Below are 23,177 nucleotides of genomic sequence, written 5' to 3' on the forward strand. Positions count from 1 at the left end.
GGCTGGTCAGAAAGTCGCTATCCTTTTCCAAATTGGACAAGTGGCACAACTTGGCGATTGGTTGGTGCTTTTGGCAATTCAACTTGGAGAGGCAGCATTACATTTGATACACCGCCCAAATTTTATCTTACCTTCATAGTGATATACTCTACCGTACCCTTGCAACAAACCCATATCATTCACAGGTCCTGATAGAATTTTCCGAGTATTACTATTATCACCCCTAAGTTTTACTGTTACAATATTGCCAACCCGTTCTCCATTTTTAAATTCTGCGTCATACAAGTATTTTTCAGGAAATTCTGCGGCATACAAGTATTTTTCAGGGGAGTATACAGGATAAGTTTTTCGATAAACTATAACTTCCTTTCCTTCAAGCTTACCATCTACAAATGGTCCTCGGTATAGTTCTTGTTTAGTTATGTTTATCACAACCCCATCTATTTGTTTCTTTTTTACAAATTTTCCAAAGAAGATATAATCTCCTTCTTGGAGTACACTATAGCCATTTCTGCAATTGCCTTTAAGACATTTTCTTTGAGCAAAGGAGTTAGACAGTAAGAAAAGACACAAACACAAAATAGAAAGGATACGAACCTGCGAGACATTTTTCATGGTTACAATTGTTTAAAATTTCAAGCAATATTTTTTACAAACCTTGCCCAATATGGGCTTATCTATCCCAAACCCGCTCCCCTGCCTATCTTACTAAATCCAAAGTGTGCATTATCGACTGCAATGCCACTAACAAGAAGACTGAATCAGAGTCACTTAGCTACCGACTCGTTTGCTTAAGTAGGGTGTTCCCTCTGTAAGTCACGCTCCGCCTTGCAAATACTTAAATCCCTCAGGCGTACCCTGTGTAGCCTGCAATCTGACCCACGCAGCTCCCTACTCCCGACGGCTCCAGCGTCTGCAACCTCTCAACTGAAAAGCAGAACTCGCACAAGCCCAGCGATGAACGGGATGCCAGACTATTTATTGGACGCAATGTCACCATATTACTTTAACTTGATAATCAATTGTTTGTCGTATGGTGGTATTGCCGTGCATCAAATAATACATTGGTAGCACAAGTATCCTGAAACCCAAGGTTCATTGCAAGAAAAATCTAATAATTTTATCAAGCGGTAATTATGAAGATCAAAAGTGGAATATTGAGGGACTGCTCCGCTACTTTTTCGGGGTGGATAAAAGCTATTCAGAGTAAATTCTGTAAATATTAAGTGGATTCTGGAGAAGACAAACAGCCACAACAGAACCCACTTGGAATCCATAGTTCCTACAACCCATAAGCCGTCTCTTCCACAATATAATCCACCACACGGCTCAAATCTTTGGTGGATTCCCAGACGGCCAACTGACGATCGGCACCGGTACCCATTTCCAAAATTTTATGGATGTATTCTATTTCTTTACGACTGCCGAGTTCGTCAATGACATCGTCCACAAAATCAAGGAGTTCTTGGGCTAACTGGTAAAATGGCACCTCTTCTTGTTTACCAAAGTCAATGAGTTTTCCCTGAATGCCATAACGTGCAGCTCGCCATTTATTTTCATTGACCAGCACCTTCCGATAGTGGCGATAGTCCATGTTTTTAGCCATGAGTTTATAAATCTTCACGACCAATGCCTGCATCAAAGCAGCCAGACAGATGGTTTCGTCCATCCGCATCGGAATATCGCAAATGCGAAACTCAATTGTATTGTAGAAGGGATGCAAACGAATATCCCACCAAATTTTTTTACCATTGTCAATACAGCCCGTTTTGACCAGCAAATTGATGTACTCATCGTAGGCGTGGGCTGTTTCAAAATATTCGGGAATACCGGTGCGCGGAAATTTGTCAAACACCTTGGAACGATATGATTTAAAGCCCGTATTACGTCCACACCAAAAAGGCGAATTGGTGCTGACGGCGTAGATGTGCGGCAAAAAATAACTCAACGAATTAAGTAATTTCATGCCTGTCTCTCGGTCGGGTATGCCTACGTGTACGTGGAGACCAAAGATGAGGTTTCCCCGTGCTACATCGCGCATTTCGTCAATAAGCTTGTCGTAGCGCTCGTTGGGTGTGATAAGTTGGTCTTGCCAGTCTGAGAATGGGTGCGTACCTGCGGCGGCAATTCTAAGATTTTGATCGGCAGCAAGGCCAATAATCATCTTACGCAGGTAGGTAATTTCGTCCCTTGCTTCGTGGATGTTGGTACAAATATTGGTTCCCACTTCCACTACTGCTTGGTGCATTTCGGCAGTGACTCGCTCTTTAAGGATGATTTTACCATCCTCTACAATCCTTGACATGTGAGAGCGAAGGGCACGGGTTTCGGGGTCTATGGTTTGGAATTCTTCCTCGATTCCGATGGTAAATTTATGCATGTGTTTTGCTGGTTTACAGTCTACGGTTTACAGTTTACGGTAGGATTTATGGTATGTTGCACTAACCGTAAACTGTAAATGTGTAAACTTATTTCTTTTTCGGTGCTTTTTTCGCAGGCTCTTCCGCTTTGGCTTTGGGATCCGCTTTTTTAGGTTTTTCTTCCGATTCCGTTTGCTCTACGTCTCCTTTGACTAAGTTGGTGATGGGCAAATTCATCGCCGATGTGCGTACAAAACTTCCCCAGGTCAGGTTGGTTTTTCCGTCTTTGTGGGCTTTGGCTTTTTCGATGGCCATTTTAGCCGCGTTTTCTACAATCCAATCAAAGTTTTCCTGCCCAACTGAATGAATATCAGCATCGGGAGCGGGGTTGCAGAAGTCAATCGCGTAAGGAATACCGTCGTGTACGGCAAATTCTACTGTATTGAAATCGTAGCCTAATGCTTTGTTTAGACGCAAAACGTAATCGGTAATGGTTGCGATTAATTTTTTATGCGCCTCTCCCGTGGTTTTAGGCTGAGTTGCGTAGCGCAAATGATGCGGGTTGCGCGGCTCGTAAGGCATAATGTGCACGTATTTGCCACCTAGACAATAGCAACGGTAATAATCTTTAAAAGTAACCTCACTTTGAAGCAGCATTACCAATTGCTCGGTTTCAGAATGTTTCGTCCATAAATCGTCCATGTCATTGATTTTATAGACACTTTTCCAGCCTCCGCCGGCGTGCGGTTTCATGTAGGCAGGAAAGCCCACATAATCAAACATTTCGCCCCAAGCCATCGGCATTTTGAGGTTACGGAACGAGGTTTCGGATGTATCTGTGGGGCGTTCTTTGGATGGCATTAGTACCGTATTGGGAACAGGCACGCCTAATTTTACCGCCAACGCATTGTTGAAAAACTTTTCATCGGCACTCCACCAAAAAGGGTTATTGATAACGGCTGTACCGCAAAGCGCCGCGTTTTTGAGGTAAGCCCGATAAAATGGTACATCTTGTGAAATACGGTCAATAATAACGGCATAATCCGTAGCTTCTCCCTGTACCACACGGTCAATGAGTACCGATTCTGCAATTACGTCTTTGCCATCCAATTGGTTAACGCGCTCTACAAATGCCTGTGGGAACGTGTTTTCCATTCCGTGTAAAATTCCTACTTTTTTCATAATTATGTTTTAGCTCCCCACCCCCGATGGGGGAGTTTAATTGTTATTTTTAAGCCCCTATTGGGGGTGGGGGGCTTTTTATAATCCCATTTGCGATATGTATTCCGGAAACATTTGGCACCATAACGGCCAATCGTGTTTGTCCCAACCCCGAATATCAAGCCAATGATTAATGCCTTTTGCCTTTAAAATTTGCGACATCCGTACGTTGTCATTGAGACAAATATCCCATTCGGAGGTGCCCAATACGATTTTCATGTGGTTGTATTTCCAACTTTCCTCGTGTTGTATAAATTCAACGGGATTGTTGAAATAAACGTGATCGTCGCTGTGTCCTTCCATAAAACTTCGAATGTCAAAGGCTCCGCTCATGCTAAACAAATAAGCAACTTTATCAGGGTGTTTAAAGGAAAAATTAAGCGCGTGATAGCCGCCAAAACTGCATCCTGCCACGGCGACTTTGTCTACATTGGACTCGCGCCGAATGGACGGAACGAGTTCATCGTTCAGAAAACGGTCGTAGACGCTGTGATTATACGCCCGAACTCCCGGATGCAAATGCTTGGCATACCAGCTGTCTTTGTCAATGCTGTCGACCAGATACAGTTTAATTTTACCCGTTTCAACAAACCACCGTACCGAATCGGTCAGACCGAATTCTTTATTTTGATCAAAACGGCCCATGGAAGTAGGAAAGAGCAAAATAGGATAGCCCCAATGCCCAAGCACCAGCATTTCAATATCTCGCCCCAACGTCGGCGAATACCATCGTTGATAGATCTCTTTCAAGGTTGATAAAGTGTTAGATGAAGAAATAATTTATCGAAATATAGACAAAAAGTCATCATGTCAAGATTCTGAACAAAAAATTGTGTAAAACCGGTTTTCCGAATACCTTTGAAACCATTATGAAAAGTTAAAAGTTAGCAGATAAGAGGGAAATAATAAAGGCTTATCGTTTCTAACTATCCAACCAAAAATGACTCGTCTTAGTGTAAATATCAACAAAATAGCAACGCTGCGCAATTCGCGCGGGGGTAATAATCCAAACGTTCTTAAAACAGCCATTGACTGTGAAAATTTTGGTGCGCAGGGAATTACGGTGCATCCTCGCCCCGATGAACGACACATTCGCTATCAGGATGTGCTGGATTTAAAAGAAGTCATTACGACCGAGTTTAACATCGAAGGAAATCCTACCGAAAGCAAATTTATAGAATTGGTGCTCAAAGCCAAGCCGGCTCAGGTAACGCTTGTACCTGATGCATTGGGAGCCATTACTTCCAATTCTGGTTGGGATACGATTACCAATCGGGCGCGGTTGACCGATTTGGTGAACATTTTTAAAGCAGAAGGTATTCGGGTTTCGGTGTTTGTGGATCCGATCGAAAAAATGGTGGAAGGAGCAAAAATTTGTGGCGCCGACCGAGTGGAATTATATACGGAACCTTACGCGGAAAACTATTTTCAAGACCGTGAAAAAGCCGTTGCTCCTTATGTCAGCGCGGCTAAAGTAGCCCACGAAATAGGATTGGGATTGAATGCAGGGCACGATTTGAGTTTGGACAATTTACGTTATTTCAACCAACAGATTCCTCATTTAGACGAAGTCTCAATCGGTCATGCCTTGATTTGCGATGCGTTGTATCTTGGCCTTGAAAATACGATTCAAATGTATTTGAGAGAATTAGAATAGTTGGGGGTAGAATAAATTTGTTTTGGTCAGTTTGAATTATAAATCCGGACCGACTTTTGGAGCATTAACTGGATTTTAATGGCTAATTTTTCATTGACAAAGATAAAATCTATAAAATCGCGTAACAAAACCCGAACTTGAAACACTATGCCTAAGAAAAACATTTTCACTACTTCCGCTCCTTCTCCGATTGGGCCTTATTCACAGGCGGTTTTGGTGGGCGATTTACTTTTTGTATCAGGACAAATTCCGATTGACCCCGCTACGGGAGACTTAGTAACGGATAACATCGAACACGAAACACGCCAGGTAATGCTGAATATCGGAGCTATTTTGAAGGCTGCCGGTTTAAATTACCACAACATCATCAAAAGTAGCATCTTCTTGAAAGACATGAACAACTTCGCCAAAGTCAACGAGGTGTATGGGCATTTCTTTATAAGTCACTACCCAGCCCGTGAGACGGTTGAAGTTTCCCGCTTGCCAAAAGATGCGAATGTAGAGATTTCGGTGATTGCGGCGGTGAAGGATTAAATAAATTGGCAAGAAGCAAATGGGCGAAAGGCAAGTTGACAATAAGCAAAGGGCAAATTAATTCATTGCTAACTTGCCTTTTGCCAACTTGCCTTTTTTAAATTCGTTAGTTCAAAAATTCATAAATCCCGGCTACGCCTTGTCCACCTCCTACACAGGCCGTTACCATGCCGTATTTTTGGTTTTGACGACGCATTTCATTGAACAATTGCACCGACAAGCGAGCACCTGTGGAGCCGAGTGCATGTCCGAGGGCAATGGCACCGCCGTTGGGGTTCAGTTTTGTTACGTCTATATCCAACTCTTTGATAACAGCCAATGATTGGGCGGCAAAGGCTTCGTTGAGTTCGATTTGGTCAATGTCATTCAGTTGTAATCCTGCCTGTTTGAGAGCAATTGGAATGGCTGCTACTGGGCCGATACCCATGATCCGAGGTTCTACGCCTACGGAGGCATACGACATCATCCGAGCAATGGGTTTGAGATTCAATTCATTCACCATTCTCTCCGACATCACTACAACAAAAGCAGCTCCATCCGAAGTTTGCGAAGAATTTCCGGCGGTAACGCTGCCACCTGCAGCAAAAACGGGCTTAAGCCGACCAAGCGCCTCAACGGTAGTATCTGCACGCGGACCTTCGTCTTTGGTAACAATGTATTCTTTTGTTTTCTTTTTACCGGAATTGGCATCAAAAAACGTTTCTTTGACCGTGATCGGCACGATTTCTGCCTCAAATTTACCATCCTTTTGAGCAGCAAGGGCTTTTTGGTGCGATGCAAAGGCAAACGCATCCTGGTCTTCGCGCCTGATTTTAAATTGATTGGCAACCTGTTCGGCGGTTAAACCCATGCCTACGTAATAGTCTGCGTGCTCTTTGGCAATTTCGTAGTTCAAAGCTGTTTTCCAGCCCGTTGTGGGCACCATTGACATGGATTCCACTCCTCCTGCCACAATGCAGTCGGCAATGCCTGCGTGGATTTTGGCGGCTGCAATCGCAATGGCTTCCACGCCGGAGCCGCAATAGCGATTGATTGTAAAGCCGGGTACGCTTTTGGGTAATGATAAAAGGGCAATATAACGGGCAATCTGCATTCCCTGTTCTGCTTCCGGAACGGCATTCCCTACAATAAGGTCGTCCACCCGAGCGGGGTCTAATTGTGGAAGTTGGCCCATCAAATGCTTAATGACCTCTGCTCCCAGGTCGTCGGGACGCATAAAACGAAAAGTGCCTTTGGGTGCTTTTCCCACCGCTGTACGGTATCCTGCTACAATATATGCGTTCATGTGTTACGGTTATTTCTTCGTTTGAAAAGTTTGGATTATTGACTACAAAACAAACAATTTTTTTACAAAAAATACTCTGCAAGCATACCTTTTTTTTATTCTGAGTTTTTTAATGTACTTCTTTGGTGAACCAATCTTCGCTCCATTGAGCATTGATTAATCTCAGAGATGTTTGTTCTGAATAAATTGAGCGAGACTTTGAGCAATTTTTGCGTGTCCTTTTGCCGTAGCATGACCATCAATCAAATAAAAATCTTCTTGAGTAAGGGTATTGGTTACGTTAAGAAAATAGATGGCGGGGTAGTGCAGGGTGGCTCTCTTCTGCTCCACTTTTTGAATAAAATCCTTGTCAAACGAAGGAGAATCTGACAGACTGATGACCACAATGGGGCCTTTATAGTGTTGCTGCAGATACTCAAGTGTTTTATAAAAGTAAATAATATGTTCGTCAATGGGCTGTGCGGTATATTTGAAAAAGGGGTCGTGTTTGGGGCGTGGCAGAAACAAAAATTGCAACGCTTTTTTTGTCGTATTCAGCACGTATTTAAAAGGGAAATACATCCCGCTCATGGTATTATAGGTCTGTCTCAAGATGTATTCGTGTTGGTCGAAAGAAGGGGCATAAGTGTGTCCTTTGAGTAAAGAATCTGCCCATGTTTTATTTTCGGTGATATCGTTTATACAATACTGAATGATTAGGAGTTTGCACGAATCAAGGGGTAATTGCTGTAAAAGTACGCTTTCCCGAACGGTTCCGAAAGACGCAATACCCGCATTGAGTACCTTGCGATGAAGGTGCTTTTCCAATAATTCTGGGAACGATTCCTTCTGATTTACTCCCCAACCGGTTGTATAGGAATCGCCTAAGGCGATAATTTCAGGATGCGTTCCAGAAAGACTATCATCTCGCAACCCTAATACATTCGTTTTGATGGTTTGTGGTGAAAATTCCCATTGACTAAAGCTTCCGACAATGTTTTTTTTATATAAATAGCCCAGCTTGGGGTCGTATTGGTTCAGAGCATCATTGTACTGCAATGAGCTCAGCGACATTGAATACACATTTTTGATAAAATTGAGGGCGGGAGCCTCTGAGAGTTGATTTTTGGCAATGACAAAGCCTATCGTAATAAGCGTAATTTCTGCCAAAAAAAGCCCGCCTAACGTGTATTTGGGAGGGATAGAAGCCATTTTTCCCACCGCTAAAGCCATCAGGATAATGCCTGTTCCTGTTAACAAAGCATTTAACCACACGCCTACACTTCCTAACGCCCAAAGCCACTCACTTTTGAATAGAACAATGGATAATAACAAAACTCCGAGGAGAAATGAAATAAGCAGTGTAGATGTAATTCTGAATTTATTTGTCACTGTATGCTCTTTTTAATCGCTGAATTTGCTCAAAATTAAGACAATTTTCAGGGTATCTACACTTTCAACGCCAGTAGGTATAGTATTCTTTATAATTTAAAGAGTAATAACGAACTTATAAATAGCTGAAGAAGTGGTATTGGGCATTTTTTTACATTTTCTTCCTTTTTTAAGAAGCTCAATGATGAAGCAGTCCAATGAGTAGAAATCCCATCTATGAAAGAATTTGCCATTTCTTTTGTGAGTGGCTAACTTGCATGTTCAAATCAGAGAATAAATTCTAATGAGAGTTTGGTTAGCAGCGGGCAGAAGGCTCCTTCTTTTACTTTGTATTTTTCATACCCTACACCTTCAGGCTCAAAAGTTTGGTAATGAATGGATTAATTTTCAACAAACGTATTTTAAAATTCCTGTTGCTCAAAAAGGTATTTATCGTTTGACGGCCAGTGAGTTGAAACAGGCAGGCGTTCCTTTGAGTACTGTCAATCCAACAGCGGTGCAGTTGTTTTTTCGGGGCCGTGAACAGGCCATTTTTGTACAGGGTGAGGCCGACAATCGTTTTGACGACGCTGATTTTATTGAATTCTACGGGGAAGGCAACGATGGTACGCAAGATTCTTTACTCTATATTCCATACAGCGCACAACCTCACAAAATTTACAACCTCTATTCGGACACGACAGCCTATTTTCTTACGTGGCGGCTGGATGGTCAGGCAGGAAAACGAATGGCTTTTTATCAGGAATCCAATACTTCCAACCTTTCGCCTGAGGCCTATCACCGCGAAGATCTATTGATTTCCAACATTGCAAGTTATAATTATGCCGGGATGTCGGAGGGGTTGATGTATCCTTTGGGGAGTTCGGAAGGGGCACAACATTCGTATTATGATTACGGTGAAGGTTGGACTGGGCCTGAATTGAATAAAAATAAGGTCAATCAGAAAAGAATCGAGCTCGAAAACCCCGTACGAACGGCGTTCAAACCGCAGTTGGAGTTGCACCTGATGGGGCGCGACCATCGGCAACACTTCGTCGAAATCAAAGTAGGAAGTGCTCTAAATGCCAATCGCTTGGTGGATACCGTGCGATTTAGCTACCAATACCCGTTGTTGATTCAACGTGAACTGTTGTTTTCGGACGTTTCGTTGGACAGTAACCGTATTTCGATTTCTACCGTTTCGCGCGGAGCTTTTCCCGAACAGTCTGAAGATGTGTACAGTGTTACTTATTACCGACTTCGTTACCCCCAACGGTTTGACTTTCTCAATAAATCACAAAAGTACTTTTACCTCAATATCAATGCCTCGGCAAAATCGTATGTTGAAATTCCAAACGCGACTGCTGCGACTCGGTTGTTTGACATCAGTGATAAAAACAATGTAGGGCGTGTTGGAGCAACAATTGACAATACAACGCTGAAGGCTGTTGTTAAGGGGACAAATAAAGAGAAAACGCTTTTTGCTACCCGTGCTCCTTTGTCGACAATTAGTATTCAACGGGTTAATTTTCGCAATGTTGACCCCGCTAAGGCCAATTATCTCATTATCACTCACCGTAAATTAGCCAATGCGGCTAAACAGTTTGGCGGATACCGAGCCTCGACGGCGGGAGGTAAGTATGATACGTTGACGGTTGAAATGGATTTGTTGGTCAACGAATTTAACTACGGCGAATTCAGTCCGTTGGCGGTGAGGCGCTTTGTGCAGTTTATGGTCGAGAGAGGTAATCCACGCTTTCTATTCATCGTTGGACGTACCCAACAGATTGATTTTAACCGTAATGCAAAGAATCTTAAAGTGTTGGACATGGTGCCGACTTTTGGCTGGCCTGGTTCGGACAATCTGTTTTCGCACGGACTAAAAGGGCAGCCTGAGTTGATAGCCGCTCTGCCTACAGGACGTATTTGGACGGAAGCTCCGCAAACGGTATTGGATTATTTGGAGAAAGTACGTGAGCATGAAGCTACCCCGATGAATGCTCTTTGGCGAAAGAATATTATGCACTTAAGCGGGGGAAAGAGTTCCTTTGAGCAGGGACAGTTTTTGTACATCCTAGAAGAATTTAAGCAAAAGGCCCAACGGCAGTTTTTAGGAGCAAAAGTTACGACTATTACCAAAAAAACCGATGAGGCAGTAGAATACGTTGGGATCAGCAATGAAGTAAATGAAGGGGCAGGAATTATCACTCTATTCGGACACTCAGCATTGAATGTGACGGATATTGACCTCGGTTTTGTCTCTAAGGATGTATTGGGGTACCGAAACAAAGGCCGTTACCCTTTAGTATTTGCCAATGGCTGTGTTGCCGGTAATTTTACCTATGGTAATGATCTTACCTATTCCGTCGATTGGATTGGAACAAAAGACCGTGGTGCCATCCTTTTTTTAGCGCATTCCAACCTGGCGTATGTCTATTCGCTGAAAGACTATGCCGCTAAATTTTACGAAGTATTACTGGGCGATAGTACCAACTTCAATCGCCCGTTTGGAGAGATACATCAGCAAATCAGTCGAAAAACCTTGGCTCTATATCCCGATGACCCCATTTATCAGGCCGATGCACAACAAATGAGTTTACAGGGCGACCCAGCAGTCATTCTTTTCCCAACCAAACGGCCTGATTATACCTTGAACAGTCAGGGGATATTGGTCAGTGGAAAAAATGGCGTGGCGGTCAGTCCGTTAACGGATTCTTTAGAAGTTCGATTGGTCGTTTCCAATGTAGGTTTGTATCGCAAAGAATCCCTTCCCGTGCGTCTTACTCGCACTACTCGTGACGGTGTCATTACTGTCTATGAAACGGTATTTCCGTCGGTAGCTTATCAGGATACACTTCGCCTTCGCATTCCTCACGACCGCAGCCAAAGCGGTTTAAATCGTTTTGAGGTGCTCCTTGACCCGAACAATACTTTACTCGAAATCAGTAAACCCAATAACGCTGCCGCACTGGAAGTATCGCTTCCCGTTGCAGGTGCTTATCCACTTCTGCCTGCCGAATATGCCCTCGTTTCTACCGTTGAAAATAACCAACCTACGGTACAGCTGTTGGCCCAGCAAATTGATAATGTAAGCCGAAATTACACCTTTGAATTGGACACCACTACCCGATTTGACAGTCCCTTTAAACGCACTCAAAGTGTAACTTCTGCACTGTTGCCTGCGTGGAAAACAGCCCTCCTGAGTCGTGACAGTACAACATATTACTGGCGTATTCGCTACGCTGACCGCCCTGCCAATAGTGACAATGTATGGACGGAAAGCTCATTTACCTACGTTCAAAACGGCGGAGAAGGTTGGACGCAACGCCAAACTCCGCAGTTTACTAAAGCTACACCGCTCGACATCAACCTTTCACTTACTTCACAACCGACTTGGACTTATCAATCTATTTCAACGACCATCAAAGCCGTGATAGCAGGCGGCTCGGTAGGTGGGTTTAATCAGGGATATAGGGCTTCTCAACTCTCTATCAGTGATATTTTGTTTGTAGCCGACGGAAATTGTACGACGTTCGATGCGGTGGATGGTTACAATCCGGGAATAAATATTGTAGTCACGGCTCTTCATCGCGACAATTTGCAGGCTTACTCGGTTATGCCAAGCCTCAATTGCGGCAATCCGCCTTATGTGATGAATACGATGCGTCAACGGGATATTATCAGCAGTAAACTGTTGAGCCGTTGGATTGATGCCGTGCCTGCGGGCGATTGGATTGTATTGATGTCGTTAAATAACGTTCGGTTCGATTTTTTGCCTGCTTCCGAGATTGCCAAATTAAAAGAAGTGGGATTAAGTGATGCCAGTTTGTCACAGTTGCAGAGCCCTTATTTTTTAGTAATTCAAAAAGGTGCCAAACAACCTGCCGTCGAAATAAAACCTGACCCGACCGACTTTGCACCGAGCATACGTACGCTTACGTTGGATAATTACACGCTGAAAAGTACGAGCGGGAAAGGGGAAATCATTTCATCGCTTATTGGCCCTGCGAGTGGTTGGCAAAGTGCAACGAGTAACGGACAAGGCGGGGCGTTGAATAGAATTCAGGCAAAAGTGAATGTCATTGGAGTGGAACTGAGTGGCAAAGAGACGACATTGTCAGAGAATCAATCATTGGGCAAAATTGACTTGAAAACTATTGACGCGAGCCGTTATCCATTTTTACGATTACGCTTAAAACTGGACAACCCCGACGTCACCATTCCTAACCCTGTTCAATTGCGAAATTGGCTCGTCACCTACACCCCCGTAGCAGAAGGAAGTGCCACTGCTAATTTGAGCGGAGCGATTGAACGACAGGAAGGGGAGCTGCTTACGGTGAATGTAGCTTTCAAAAATGTGTCAAACGTAGCATTTCGTGACTCGGTCATGGTTCAGCAAACGATTTTTGGGACTACTGGTTTGCCCCAAATCACCCAACGGATTCTTCCTCGACTCGTCCCGAATCAGGAAGTGGCTTACAGTATTTCGATTCCGACAGTAGGAAGGGGAGGGGAAAATCGTTTGTTGGTCAATTTTAACCCCAGAAGGCAACCCGAACAAAACTATGCTAACAATATCATTAATCTGCCTTTCACGGTGGTTCCTGACCGATTAGCGCCTGTTTTAGACGTAGTTTTTGACGGACAACGCATCAAAGACGGTGAAATCGTTTCGGCTAATCCGGTGATTTTTGTTCAACTCAAAGACGAAAATCGCTACTTATTTAAAAAAGATACCCTTGGCATTGATTTGTTTTTGCAACGACCCAATCAAACCAATTTCCAACGCATCAGTTTCAATAACTCTTTGGTAAAATTCACTCCTGCTGATAATCAGAACTTGGTTAAGATTGAGTACCGACCCAATACCCTTCCCGATGGTATCTATACCCTGCGTGTGCAGGGAGCGGATGCGACCAATAATCGCACTGGTGTTTATCAGATTACTTTTCGCGTAGTTAACGAACAACGCATCGTGGCCGTTGAAGCAAATCCCAATCCTTTCAATGATTTTCTGCGGTTTGTATTCACGATTTCGGGTAAAGAAGCTCCTTCTGAAGCTACGATTGTTGTATCGGATGTAGCAGGGCGCGTCGTAAAATCGGTAAATCTTTTGCCCAGAGTAGGCGTCAATGAATGGATTTGGACCAATACTGCGGGCCTTTCGGCAGGGACTTACCTCTACCGAATTGATGTAAAGAAAAACGGGCAGGAACTGACCGTTGAAGAGGGCGTTAAAACAACGGGGAAAGCGGTTTTGGTGAAATAGGAAAGCAATCAGCGAAGTAGCGTGACCGCACCATGATACTTGTTGGTTTTACCGTTGTTAAATTCCACCCATATTTTGTAGGTATATACTCCTTCTCCTGCGATTCCCCCTAAATACTTACCGTCCCAACCATGCTGCGGGTCAGAAAACGGTAGGTTTTCCTTGAAGTAAATGACTTCTCCCCAGCGGTCATACACAATCATTTCTTTGATTTGCTTCACGCAGGTATTTCCATACACAAAGAAAATATCGTTTTGTTGATCGTTATTCGGCGAAAAAATATCAGGAATGTACACATTGCAGGGTAAAACAGCGACGGTTACTTTATCGCTTTTCTGACAAGCCTGACTGGCGTTTTTGATGGTGACCGTGTATTCGGTCGTATTTGTGGGGTGTGCCCAGGTAGCAGGACAGTTGGCGCATCCAAGTTCCTTCGGCGGACTCCATTGATAACTATACGTTCCTGGCGGAGAGATTTGTACTTCTAATCGGGTACTGTCATCTTCCACAATCGATTGATTGCCTGTAATTTCAAAAGTAAAATCTTCGACCAGTAATTTCGTAGTAACAATGCTGTCGCAGCCCGAGCGGCGAATAATATGGTTAATATACGTACCCGTCTTTGAATAGATGGAGTCACCAACCGAAATGCTTTTTCCTTTACAAATAACAAATGACTGAGAATGGTGGGCGATGGGAATGATTTTCAAATTGAGCCGTATCGTACTGTCGCAAATATCCCTTCGACTAATGGTGTTGACGTAAGTACCGCTGCTTTTATACACTTTATCATCTACCGTAAAACTTTCTCCTTCGCACAAAACTGCATTGATTACAGTGTCGGCTTTGTAATAGTTGATTTTATAATCTAATTGAAGCAGACAGGATTCATTGAGTTTTTCCAATGGAGATATTTTGACCGAGTAAACGTCCCCCAAATTGGCTTTGACTCGTGTTTCAGACGCTTGGCCGCCGTTGTCCCAAAGATAACTTTCAAATCCTTCGGGGGCTTTGAGTGTCATAAATCCCTGAGCATCGGGGCATAAAGCGGTTACTTTAATTTCTGACTTAACACATTGAGCGTCAAAATAAGCATAGCCAAAATGCCTTCTTTCCGTGCAACCATGAGCTGTTACTTCAATGTTAATGATTCTTCCAATGTAGTTACGCAAATCAATAGCACCCGTCGTCCAATTTTTGTATTCTAAATCCCCCTGTACCTTAAATCCCTCCGCTGTTGCCCCTCTTTGGAGTTGAATATCAAACTTATTACACGCTAATTCCTGCCCGTCGCTATCTTCTATCTGAATATTGAACCCAGGTTTTTGAAAGTCAGAATGGGTATTGTCATTCTGAAGAACAACGGCAAACTGGTATTGAAAGAGGGTATTGTCGGGCGTGACGAGGAAAGAAGTCTTAATGCGGTCAAACGTGCCTCCGTGCATAGTATTTCCAATTCGTATGGAATGTTTGCTCCCCGGGGCTACCATGGGGATTTTTTCAGTCGTGATTTTCGGGTCATTTCCATCGGTTACATTAGTAACAAGATGCCCGTTTTCAACCGTAAGCATTACCTCATTCAGGTAGTTTACCCGTTGGTTAGCAGCGTTTATGGTTCCACTCGTCAGTACCCATCCCAAGGCACTGCCGGATTCAAAACCCATCGTAGCACAATCAACTTGCTGGCTACGTACACTTACTGTAAAAAAACAAAAAAGACCAATCACTAACCTTTTCATAAGGTACTTTAACGTTTTGTAAGAGCATATTAGGAAAGATTACTCAACTGTTAAGATGGGCTGTGCTGTATTTTTATAAAGAGTACCGAATGATTTTTTTTACTGTCTCAAAGATAGAGAAAAGAAAGCTTAAAATCTGGTTTCCAAATAGTAAGGTAACATTTTTAACCAGGAAGGCCAGTCGTGCGAAATATCGTTTCCCCATACATCCAGCTCGTTGGGGATGTGTTTTAAGTTTAGAATACTTGATAAATAGCGTGACGAATCAGGGTCTTCGTAGCTTCCCGAACCTGTTACAATATGAATATGATGACTGCTGCGGTATTTTGACAAATAAGCTTAGTCGGAGAGATTTCTTAAATAATGGACGGGTGAGTTGAAATAGACATTGTCGTCATAATGCCCTTTGGTATAAGCGGTGAGGTCATAACAGCCGCTCATGGCTATAATCCCATTGATTAAATCGGGGCGACGAAAAAAAAGGTTGGCCGAATGCAAAGCCCCAAACGATGCTCCTGTGGCAATGATCGGAGTAGTTGGTCCTACACTGTTTTTGATAAATGGGACAACCTCATTGAAGATGTATTCGTTGAATTGCTGATGACGTATGGCTTTGTCGCGGCCACTCATGTGGTTGTTGAGCCAGCTTTCGGTATTGATACTGTTTACTGAAAATACCTTCACTTTTCCTTCGTTAATGGGCTTGGAAATGGCGTCAATCAAGCCATAACGTTCATATTCCAAATAATCTGAAGCGGCAGTAGGAATCATCAAAAGCGCAAAGCCATAGTGCCCGTACGTGGCTATTTCCATATTTTTATTGAGGGCGGCACTGTGCCAACTGTGTAGTTCTCGTTGCACAGGTAGAGCGAGTCAGGTTTTTACTTCTTACTTTTGTTCAAATCACGTATGGGTTGCTTGTCGTGAACGATGTCACTACAAAAGTAATGCAAAATATCCCAACATCCGATTCAAAAAACTATGCTTATCTTTTCCATTTGCCTCTATCTTTTAACGAATGTTGCTATCGGTTTTTGGGCTTCCCGGCGAGTACATAATACGCAGGATTTCGTGTTGGCAGGCCGACGCTTGCCGCTGGCCCTGGCTACGATGGTGACGTTTGCTACCTGGTTTGGTTCCGAAACAATGATGGGAGCACCCAAAGAGTTCATTGAAGGTGGTTTTCTGAATGTGATTGAAGAGCCTTTTGGGGCAGCTTTGTGTCTTATTCTTGTGGGGATATTTTTTGCCCGTACGTTCTACCGTTGGAATATTATCACCTTTTGCGATTTTTTTCTGGTGCGTTTTGGACGTAAGTCCGAATTTGTATCTGCCGTTATGATTATTCCTTCGTATTTAGGTTGGATTGCGGCTCAGTTTGTGGCAATGGGCATTGTGGGTCAAGTAGTGTTTGGCTTGCCATTGAGTACTGGGATTTGGATAGGAGCGATGCTGGTGATGTTTTATACCTTCATGGGAGGGATGTGGTCATTGTCGATTACCGATTTTTTGCACAACATTATTCTCATTTTAGGGCTTATTATTCTGGCCGTCATTTTGTTTACCAAAACAGGCGGTATAGGTACCGTAACGAGTCAACAACCCACCGATTTTTTTCGGTTTGTTCCCAAAGAAATGACTTTTCAAAGCTATGCCGAATACATAGCTGCGTGGATTACCATTGGGCTGGGTTCCATTCCCCAACAGGATGTTTTTCAGCGAATTATGGCTTCCAAAGATGCTGATACGGCGGTAAGGTCGTCGATTTTGGCAGGATGCCTTTATCTGACAGTGGCCATGTTACCCTTGTTTATTGCCTTGGCTGCTAAGACATTATACCCCGAGTTACTTCAGGGAGATACGTCGTTGATTATTCCCAATATGGTACTTCAACACGCTCCGCTCTGGATTCAAATCCTGTTTTTCGGAGCTTTGATTTCGGCTTTGTTGAGTACGAGCAGCGGAGCTATTTTGGCTCCTGCGGCGGTTTTAGGTGAAAATATGGTAAAACCTTATTTCCCTCAACTTCCTGACGAACGTCTGTTATTAACTATCCGCGGAGGGGTTGTGCTGGTTACATTTGCTTCCGTATGGATGGCTCAGTCTCGACAGGATATTTTTGAGTTAGTGGCCGAATCTTCCACGTTTAGCTTAGTTTCTTTGTTTGTTCCTCTGGTATTTGGATTGTACTGGCGAAGGGCCAATGCCGCAGGTTGTCTGGCCTCAATGATTTTGGGCTTGGGCGTATGGCTGCTTTGTGCTTTTTTGTGGAAAACTACTTTTCCTGCTTCACTTTACGGTATAGGGGCAAGTTTGGCAGGAATGGTTTTGGGGTCTTTGTTAACCAAAGAAAGGTTGATCAATACGCCCAATGTAGCCTAAGGAAGTGCTGTTCAAAACAAGATAACGATAGATATTCTCGCCTACGTTGGGGTACATATTTAAGCGAGATAAGATTTCAAGCGGTTGCCATACCAATTCAAGAGCCGTTGTCTCTTTAGGGTTCAGTATAGGAATTCCACCCACAATTTGAGCAAAAAATACGCAGTGTAACACGTCTTCTCGTTCAGCAACGATTACTTCACCGTAAAAGGCATCTTCCCGAAGTTCCACTTCAATCCCCAATTCCTCACTCAATTCGCGCTCCAGTGTTTGGGTCAGGGTTTCACCACGGTCGGGATTGCCGCCCGGCAACGCAAAAACGTTATTGCCACTATAGCTGTAACGCAGTAACAAAACGTGGTTGTTCTCAACAATAATAGCTGAAGGGCGTACTTTCATGTTATTCGATTCGACATTCTCTATTCGTACTTCGACATTACTAATAATCTCCTCCGGCACCGCCGCCGCCAAAATCGCCGCCGCCAAATCCGCCAAAGCTGCTGCCACCACCGCCACTGCTGCCACCCCAGTTTCCTGAAGAACTCCCCCAACCCGAAACGGTAGTGTAGGGAATCCAACCACCGCCTCGGCTACGCATACCGCCGCCTCCGCGATTGGAGCGTGAGATGATGATAATGACGATGATGAAAACAATGATGAGAATGATAATTACTATACCCGGCATACCGTCTCCATCTCCTTCCGTTCCGTCAGATTTGTACTCACCTGCTGCGTACTTGATGATTTCATCCGTGCCCCGGTCGAGGCCGCGATAGTACATCTGCTGCTTAAATTCAGGAGAAATGATGGTGGAGATAATCCGTTTGGCAATGGCGTCCGGAACTGCTCCTTCCATGCCGCGTCCCGTAGCGATGAAAATTTTACGATCATCGGTAGCCCACAGCAACACGATACCGTTGTCTTTGTCTTTTTGCCCGACTCCCCAACGACGTCCCAGCTCAAAAGCAAAATCGCCGGGAGGATAAGGTTGAGTTGTTTTGACCACCACAACCGTAATTTGGGTAGAAGTAGAGTCGTTGTATTTACGGAGTTTTTGTTCCAGTGTTTCTCGTTCTGTCCCGTTGAGCATTCCTACGTAATCATTCACCAAACGCCGAGGGGACATCGGCTCGGGAATATCCTGCGCCCTAATACCCAAGGTACAAAGTGCGAAGTATAAAGTAAAAAGTAGTTGACGCATTTGAGAAAAGTTAATGGCGGCCCGCCGCTGCGGTTATCAGTTAACGGTTGATCGTTGGTATTATACCTTCACAACTAACCGGTTAACCAATAACAAAGTCTTTGGCTTAGCCAAAAGAAATATCGTCTGAAAGTTCGTTGGTATCATTTTCCTGTCGGGGAAAATAAGTTTTGAGTTGTTGGCCGGCTTGCTCAATCCCCCTGCATAACCCTTCGGCGAACTCTTCTTTTACAAAATGAGTACGCATCAAATCTCGAATATGATTCCAAAAATCGTCAGGCACACGCTCATTGATACCTTGGTCGCCGAGTACCGCAAATTTTCGGTCTTTGACGGCCAAGTAAAACAAAACTCCGTTTTTTAATTCGGTACGGTGCATTCCTAATTCAGCGAATACCTTCTTTGCGCGCTCTATCACGTCGCTTTCTGAGCAGTTTTGCTCTATATGAACGCGTATCTCGCCTGATGTTGCCATTTCAGCAACACGTATCGCCTCGATGACGCTTTTTTGTTCGGTTTCAGAGAAGAGGAGTGCCTGCATTATTTGTATTGAGTAAGTAGTAGTAAGTATTGGGTATTAAGTTTGATTGCACTTAATACCCAATACTTACTACTTAATACTAAAATTTAACCGTAGGAGCCGTTTGAGCCGATTGAGATGCTTGGAAATATCCTTTTGCCGCGAAGCCAAACATTCCCGCAAATACATTGGCCGGGAATGTCCGTACCGATTGGTTATAGTCTTTGACTACTTCGTTGAAGCGGTCGCGTTCAACTTTGATTCGGTTTTCAGTTCCTTCCAACTGTGCCTGCAATTCCAGAAAGTTTTGGTTGGCTTTGAGCTGAGGATATTGCTCAACGGATACCAACAGGCGTGAAAGTGAGCCACTCAACTGCTCCTGAGCTGCCTGAAATTTCTGAATATTTTCGGGCGTCAATTGGTCAGGTTTAAGTTGAATGGAAGTAGCTTTGGAACGAGCTTCAATGACTGCCGTCAATGTGCTTTTTTCAAAATCTGCGGCACCTTTCACGGTATTGACTAAGTTAGGAATCAAATCGGCCCGACGTTGGTAGGCACTTTGTACGTTGGCCCATGCGCTATTGACAGTTTCATCTTTGCTTACGAGGCCATTGTAAGTACTACAGCCGTACATACCCAAAAGAAGAAGAACTACAACGACGATTAATGTGGTTTTTGACATGATATTGTTAGGTTTTAGTTAACGGATGCAAAGTTGTCCAAATCTAAATGTTTTAACTTAATATTTACATGAATGGTCACTTTTCATTTCAAAATGCCCTTTTATGTTTATCATCATCAAAACAGAATACTTTTAGAAAGATGCGGGCTCGGGTGCCTACTTGGTTTGGTAAATCATTTCCAGAATTCCGTCCAGGTATTCGCGCGAATTACTTAGGCGCGGTACTTTGTTTTGTCCGCCCAGTTTTCCACGCCGACCCATCCATTCGTAAAAGGTGCCCGTCGGAACGCTGTGCATGAGCGGTGGTAAAAGGGCTAAGTCTTTATATCTTTTAGCGTCATAGTCAGAATTGACTTCCCGGAGACGAGCATCCAACAATTCACAAAACAGCCCCCCATCGGAAGGAAGTTTACTGAATTCAATCACCCACTCATGTCGTCCTCTGCTGCCGTCGTCCATGTACACGGGGCCGGCAGTGTAGTCATTGATAACGGCGTCTGTTTGTTCGCAGGCGTGGGTGATGGCTACATCGGCATTTTCAATAATGACTTCTTCCCCAAAAGCATTGATAAAGTGTTTGGTACGGCCGCTTACTTTGATACGAAATGGATATTTGGAAGTAAATTTAATGGTATCCCCAATTTGGTACCTCCATAAGCCGCTGTTGGTGGAAATGATAAGAGCATAGTTTTTATCCAATTCTACTTCTTCCAATGTGAGCGCACGCGGGTGCGGATTATCCCATTCTTCCATAGGTACAAATTCATAAAAAGTACCATAATCGAGCATCAGCAGCATTTCTCCGGGGTGCGAGAGGTCGTCCTGTATCGCAAAAAAACCTTCCGATGCATTGTAGGTTTCCATGTAAGTCACTTTCTCACTTGGAAAATATTTCTTCATGAATAACTCTCTATATGGTTGGAAAGCGACGGCTCCGTGAATGAAAACTTCAAAATTGGGCCATACTTCGATCATATTTTTTGCCCCGCGCTCTTCCATGATACGGTCCAAGAGTACAATCGTCCACGTAGGTACACCCAAAATACTGGTTACATTTTCCTGCCCGCAGATTTCAGACATTTTTACTAATTTGTCTTCCCACTTGTCCATCAAAGCAACCTCCAGCGGAGGCGTTCGCAAAAACTCGGCCCACGTAGGTAAGTTTTGCATAATTACTGCCGATACATCTCCGACCATACCGCCGTCTTCGTGAAAGGGATTTTCGTGCAAACTTCCACCGATAGACATCCCTTTTCCTTCAAAAACAAAGGTGCCGGGACGGTTTTGGGCATAAAGCGTCATGACATCCCTACCACCTCGATAATGACATCCTTCGAGCGATTCGGGTGTAATGGGTAAATATTTACTCCGGGCGTTGGTGGTACCTGATGATTTAGAAAACCATTCGACATCCGACGGCCAAAGCACATTTTGTTCGCCCTGCAATACACGTTCGATGGATGGATACAAGTCTTCGTAGCTCGAAATCGGTACCCGTTCCTGATATTGCCTAATGGTTTGGATAGTATCGTAGCGGTATTTTATTCCCCAATCCGTATAACGGGCCGCTTCAATGAGTTCATGGAAAACCTGATGCTGAACCTCCACAGGATACGTCTTGAAATGCTCGATGCGTTCAGCACGGCGTTTCATAAAAAATACCATTATATCGTTCAGCAATGACACTTAGCGCAAGGGTTTGTTTTTCCAAACATAAAGAAAACGAATGAAAGATTTGCTAATCTTGAGAAGGTTATATGATTTTTGAGGTTATGAAATAAGAGGTATGAAATAAGAAAGGATGTCAAGTGATTGATATTTAGTATTTTACTCTTCTGTTTTCTGCCTCTTATTTCTTATTTTCTTACTTCATAAATCCTACTTCGGAATCCGATTTGGATAGTCTGTAATGATTCCGTCCACGCCCATATCCCTGATTCTTTTCATCTCCTCGGTGGTATTAACCGTCCACGGTATTACCTGAATTTCCATTGTGTGCAGTTGTTTGACTTTTTCTTTGTTTATCAGCTGAAAATAAGGACTGTACACATCCGGTTTAAACCCCAAATCTTCCAAATTTTTTTCAATTCCTTTGACATTGGCAACCAAAGCAGACAGTGTCATTTTTTTGTAGATGCCCGCATCTGTTTGTTTTTTCCAATGCTTCAAAACAGTAAAATCAAAACTTTGTATAACGATGCGATCCGGAGGAAGTAAACGGGTAATTTCGGCGTAAACCAAATCCGAAAAAGGAGCAGGTTGAGGCTGAGATACATCGTATTCTTTTTCTTCACTTTTGATTTCAATATTATACCAAACCGGCGGAAGTTTTTTCTTTTCCCGATAGGATTCTGCCGCTTGAATGACGTCCCGCAAGAGCGGTTTGTAGGTTTTGAGTTTTTGCTGTTCGGGAAAACCCGGATTACCGTTGCCTCCTACGTCATATCGTTTGATTTGGTCGTAGTCCAATTGGTATAAAATTATGTTGGCTCCTTTGGGCACCGATTTGCCGTCGGGGTCTATTGAAAAATCAGAGTGAAAGTAGGGGTCGTGGGAAACTACCACTTGGCGGTCTTTGGAGATAACTACGTCTAATTCAAGGGTATTTACTCCTAAATCAAGTGCTTTCAAGAAAGCGGGAATGGTGTTTTCCGGCATTAAACCGCGACAACCCCGGTGGCCTTCCCAGTTGAAAGCGACTTTTTGAGAAAAGGAAGTTTGCATAGCCAATAATGAGCAAAAGAATAACAAAGGATGCAGTTTCATGTAAGTAGTTTTCCTGTGCGGTTTACAAAGCTAATTATTTATCATAAATCTATCGAAAAGTAAGTCAATTGCGTTGAGCAACTACTGTCGACGTTACGACACAGGTTGTAATTTGATGATTTGAGTTAGGTATGGCAATACCTCAAGATTCCTTTTGAGAAGCGTATCAATGACAGAACGAATGGTACAAAAAGCATTTTGACCTGTTTTA

The 23,177-nt window shown here is 43.5% G+C and carries 19 protein-coding genes; 4 read left to right on the forward strand and 15 right to left on the reverse strand.

Going from position 1 to position 23,177, the window contains the following annotated elements:
* Nucleotides 1–78: 78 nt before the first annotated feature.
* The 4 genes from Q0081_RS17290 to Q0081_RS17305 form a co-directional block, all read right to left on the reverse strand.
* Nucleotides 79–615 (reverse strand): hypothetical protein, encoded by a 537-nt coding sequence (locus Q0081_RS17290; RefSeq protein WP_298355862.1) that lies wholly within the window; start codon nt 613–615, stop codon nt 79–81.
* Between the two features lie 667 nt (nt 616–1,282).
* Nucleotides 1,283–2,380 (reverse strand): carboxylate-amine ligase, encoded by a 1,098-nt coding sequence (locus tag Q0081_RS17295; RefSeq protein WP_298355865.1) that lies wholly within the window; start codon nt 2,378–2,380, stop codon nt 1,283–1,285.
* An 88-nt stretch (nt 2,381–2,468) separates the two neighbouring features.
* A complete protein-coding gene (locus Q0081_RS17300) occupies nt 2,469–3,542 on the reverse strand; it encodes a RimK family alpha-L-glutamate ligase (protein ID WP_298355868.1) in 1,074 nt (357 codons plus the stop codon).
* A gap of 78 nt (nt 3,543–3,620) precedes the next feature.
* Nucleotides 3,621–4,331 (reverse strand): esterase family protein, encoded by a 711-nt coding sequence (locus Q0081_RS17305; RefSeq protein WP_298355871.1) that lies wholly within the window; start codon nt 4,329–4,331, stop codon nt 3,621–3,623.
* A gap of 190 nt (nt 4,332–4,521) precedes the next feature.
* Here Q0081_RS17305 and Q0081_RS17310 point away from each other — a divergent pair, with 190 nt between their 5' ends.
* Entirely contained in the window at nt 4,522–5,238 is a 717-nt protein-coding gene (locus tag Q0081_RS17310) for a pyridoxine 5'-phosphate synthase (RefSeq protein ID WP_298355874.1), read from the forward strand.
* A 147-nt stretch (nt 5,239–5,385) separates the two neighbouring features.
* Complete coding sequence (locus Q0081_RS17315; RefSeq protein WP_298355878.1) at nt 5,386–5,772, forward strand: RidA family protein; 387 nt, start codon at nt 5,386–5,388, stop codon at nt 5,770–5,772.
* Nucleotides 5,773–5,878: 106 nt separating this feature from the next.
* On the opposite strand, the gene Q0081_RS17320 is transcribed toward Q0081_RS17315, so the two are convergent.
* On the reverse strand, nt 5,879–7,057 hold the full coding sequence (locus tag Q0081_RS17320) for an acetyl-CoA C-acyltransferase (protein ID WP_298355881.1): 1,179 nt from the start codon (nt 7,055–7,057) through the stop codon (nt 5,879–5,881).
* Nucleotides 7,058–7,219: 162 nt separating this feature from the next.
* Nucleotides 7,220–8,428: a hypothetical protein gene (locus tag Q0081_RS17325; protein ID WP_298355884.1), complete on the reverse strand. Its 1,209-nt coding sequence runs from the start codon at nt 8,426–8,428 to the stop codon at nt 7,220–7,222.
* 283 nt (nt 8,429–8,711) lie between these two features.
* On the opposite strand from Q0081_RS17325, the gene Q0081_RS17330 reads away from it, so the two are divergent.
* On the forward strand, nt 8,712–13,676 hold the full coding sequence (locus Q0081_RS17330; RefSeq protein ID WP_298355887.1) for a C25 family cysteine peptidase: 4,965 nt from the start codon (nt 8,712–8,714) through the stop codon (nt 13,674–13,676).
* 8 nt (nt 13,677–13,684) lie between these two features.
* On the opposite strand, the gene Q0081_RS17335 is transcribed toward Q0081_RS17330, so the two are convergent.
* From Q0081_RS17335 to Q0081_RS17345, 3 genes are all read right to left on the reverse strand, one after another.
* Nucleotides 13,685–15,415, reverse strand: a complete 1,731-nt coding sequence (locus Q0081_RS17335) for a gliding motility-associated C-terminal domain-containing protein (RefSeq protein WP_298355890.1) — start codon at nt 15,413–15,415, stop codon at nt 13,685–13,687.
* Nucleotides 15,416–15,544: 129 nt separating this feature from the next.
* The gene (locus Q0081_RS17340) at nt 15,545–15,748 is read right to left on the reverse strand and encodes a hypothetical protein (RefSeq protein ID WP_298355892.1); all 204 of its coding nucleotides are present in this window, start codon (nt 15,746–15,748) and stop codon (nt 15,545–15,547) included.
* Between the two features lie 6 nt (nt 15,749–15,754).
* A complete protein-coding gene (locus Q0081_RS17345) occupies nt 15,755–16,276 on the reverse strand; it encodes an esterase family protein (RefSeq protein WP_298355895.1) in 522 nt (173 codons plus the stop codon).
* A gap of 120 nt (nt 16,277–16,396) precedes the next feature.
* Between Q0081_RS17345 and Q0081_RS17350 the strand changes: the two genes are divergently transcribed.
* The gene (locus Q0081_RS17350; protein ID WP_298355898.1) at nt 16,397–17,797 is read left to right on the forward strand and encodes a sodium:solute symporter family protein; all 1,401 of its coding nucleotides are present in this window, start codon (nt 16,397–16,399) and stop codon (nt 17,795–17,797) included.
* Here the strand turns inward: Q0081_RS17350 and Q0081_RS17355 are convergent.
* The 6 genes from Q0081_RS17355 to Q0081_RS17380 form a co-directional block, all read right to left on the reverse strand.
* Nucleotides 17,756–18,304, reverse strand: a complete 549-nt coding sequence (locus tag Q0081_RS17355) for an NUDIX hydrolase (protein ID WP_310586504.1) — start codon at nt 18,302–18,304, stop codon at nt 17,756–17,758. The genes Q0081_RS17350 and Q0081_RS17355 overlap by 42 nt on opposite strands.
* Nucleotides 18,237–18,998: a YgcG family protein gene (locus Q0081_RS17360; protein WP_298355900.1), complete on the reverse strand. Its 762-nt coding sequence runs from the start codon at nt 18,996–18,998 to the stop codon at nt 18,237–18,239. Before Q0081_RS17360 ends, Q0081_RS17355 begins: the two co-directional genes overlap by 68 nt.
* Nucleotides 18,999–19,104: 106 nt before the next feature.
* Complete coding sequence (locus tag Q0081_RS17365; protein ID WP_298355903.1) at nt 19,105–19,539, reverse strand: TPM domain-containing protein; 435 nt, start codon at nt 19,537–19,539, stop codon at nt 19,105–19,107.
* A gap of 79 nt (nt 19,540–19,618) precedes the next feature.
* Nucleotides 19,619–20,200 carry a LemA family protein gene (locus tag Q0081_RS17370; protein ID WP_298355906.1) on the reverse strand — a complete coding sequence of 194 codons (582 nt, stop codon included), beginning with the start codon at nt 20,198–20,200 and terminating at the stop codon, nt 19,619–19,621.
* A 156-nt stretch (nt 20,201–20,356) separates the two neighbouring features.
* The gene (locus tag Q0081_RS17375; protein WP_298355909.1) at nt 20,357–21,853 is read right to left on the reverse strand and encodes a GH3 auxin-responsive promoter family protein; all 1,497 of its coding nucleotides are present in this window, start codon (nt 21,851–21,853) and stop codon (nt 20,357–20,359) included.
* 225 nt (nt 21,854–22,078) lie between these two features.
* The gene (locus Q0081_RS17380) at nt 22,079–22,966 is read right to left on the reverse strand and encodes a glycerophosphodiester phosphodiesterase family protein (protein WP_310586505.1); all 888 of its coding nucleotides are present in this window, start codon (nt 22,964–22,966) and stop codon (nt 22,079–22,081) included.
* Nucleotides 22,967–23,177: the final 211 nt, after the last annotated feature.

Source organism: Runella sp., assembly GCF_027484545.1.
Taxonomy (GTDB): domain Bacteria; phylum Bacteroidota; class Bacteroidia; order Cytophagales; family Spirosomataceae; genus Runella.

What these genes read in the sequence shown, in the direction of transcription:
- Q0081_RS17290 (WP_298355862.1), bottom strand. Translation starts at nt 615, where the DNA reads ATGAAAAATGTCTCGCAGGTTCGTATCCTTTCTATTTTGTGTTTGTGT.
- Q0081_RS17295 (WP_298355865.1), bottom strand. Translation starts at nt 2,380, where the DNA reads ATGCATAAATTTACCATCGGAATCGAGGAAGAATTCCAAACCATAGAC.
- Q0081_RS17300 (WP_298355868.1), bottom strand. Translation starts at nt 3,542, where the DNA reads ATGAAAAAAGTAGGAATTTTACACGGAATGGAAAACACGTTCCCACAG.
- Q0081_RS17310 (WP_298355874.1), top strand. Translation starts at nt 4,522, where the DNA reads ATGACTCGTCTTAGTGTAAATATCAACAAAATAGCAACGCTGCGCAAT.
- Q0081_RS17315 (WP_298355878.1), top strand. Translation starts at nt 5,386, where the DNA reads ATGCCTAAGAAAAACATTTTCACTACTTCCGCTCCTTCTCCGATTGGG.
- Q0081_RS17320 (WP_298355881.1), bottom strand. Translation starts at nt 7,057, where the DNA reads ATGAACGCATATATTGTAGCAGGATACCGTACAGCGGTGGGAAAAGCA.
- Q0081_RS17330 (WP_298355887.1), top strand. Translation starts at nt 8,712, where the DNA reads ATGAGAGTTTGGTTAGCAGCGGGCAGAAGGCTCCTTCTTTTACTTTGT.
- Q0081_RS17335 (WP_298355890.1), bottom strand. Translation starts at nt 15,415, where the DNA reads ATGAAAAGGTTAGTGATTGGTCTTTTTTGTTTTTTTACAGTAAGTGTA.
- Q0081_RS17350 (WP_298355898.1), top strand. Translation starts at nt 16,397, where the DNA reads ATGCTTATCTTTTCCATTTGCCTCTATCTTTTAACGAATGTTGCTATC.
- Q0081_RS17360 (WP_298355900.1), bottom strand. Translation starts at nt 18,998, where the DNA reads ATGCGTCAACTACTTTTTACTTTATACTTCGCACTTTGTACCTTGGGT.
- Q0081_RS17365 (WP_298355903.1), bottom strand. Translation starts at nt 19,539, where the DNA reads ATGCAGGCACTCCTCTTCTCTGAAACCGAACAAAAAAGCGTCATCGAG.
- Q0081_RS17370 (WP_298355906.1), bottom strand. Translation starts at nt 20,200, where the DNA reads ATGTCAAAAACCACATTAATCGTCGTTGTAGTTCTTCTTCTTTTGGGT.
- Q0081_RS17375 (WP_298355909.1), bottom strand. Translation starts at nt 21,853, where the DNA reads ATGAAACGCCGTGCTGAACGCATCGAGCATTTCAAGACGTATCCTGTG.
- Q0081_RS17380 (WP_310586505.1), bottom strand. Translation starts at nt 22,966, where the DNA reads ATGAAACTGCATCCTTTGTTATTCTTTTGCTCATTATTGGCTATGCAA.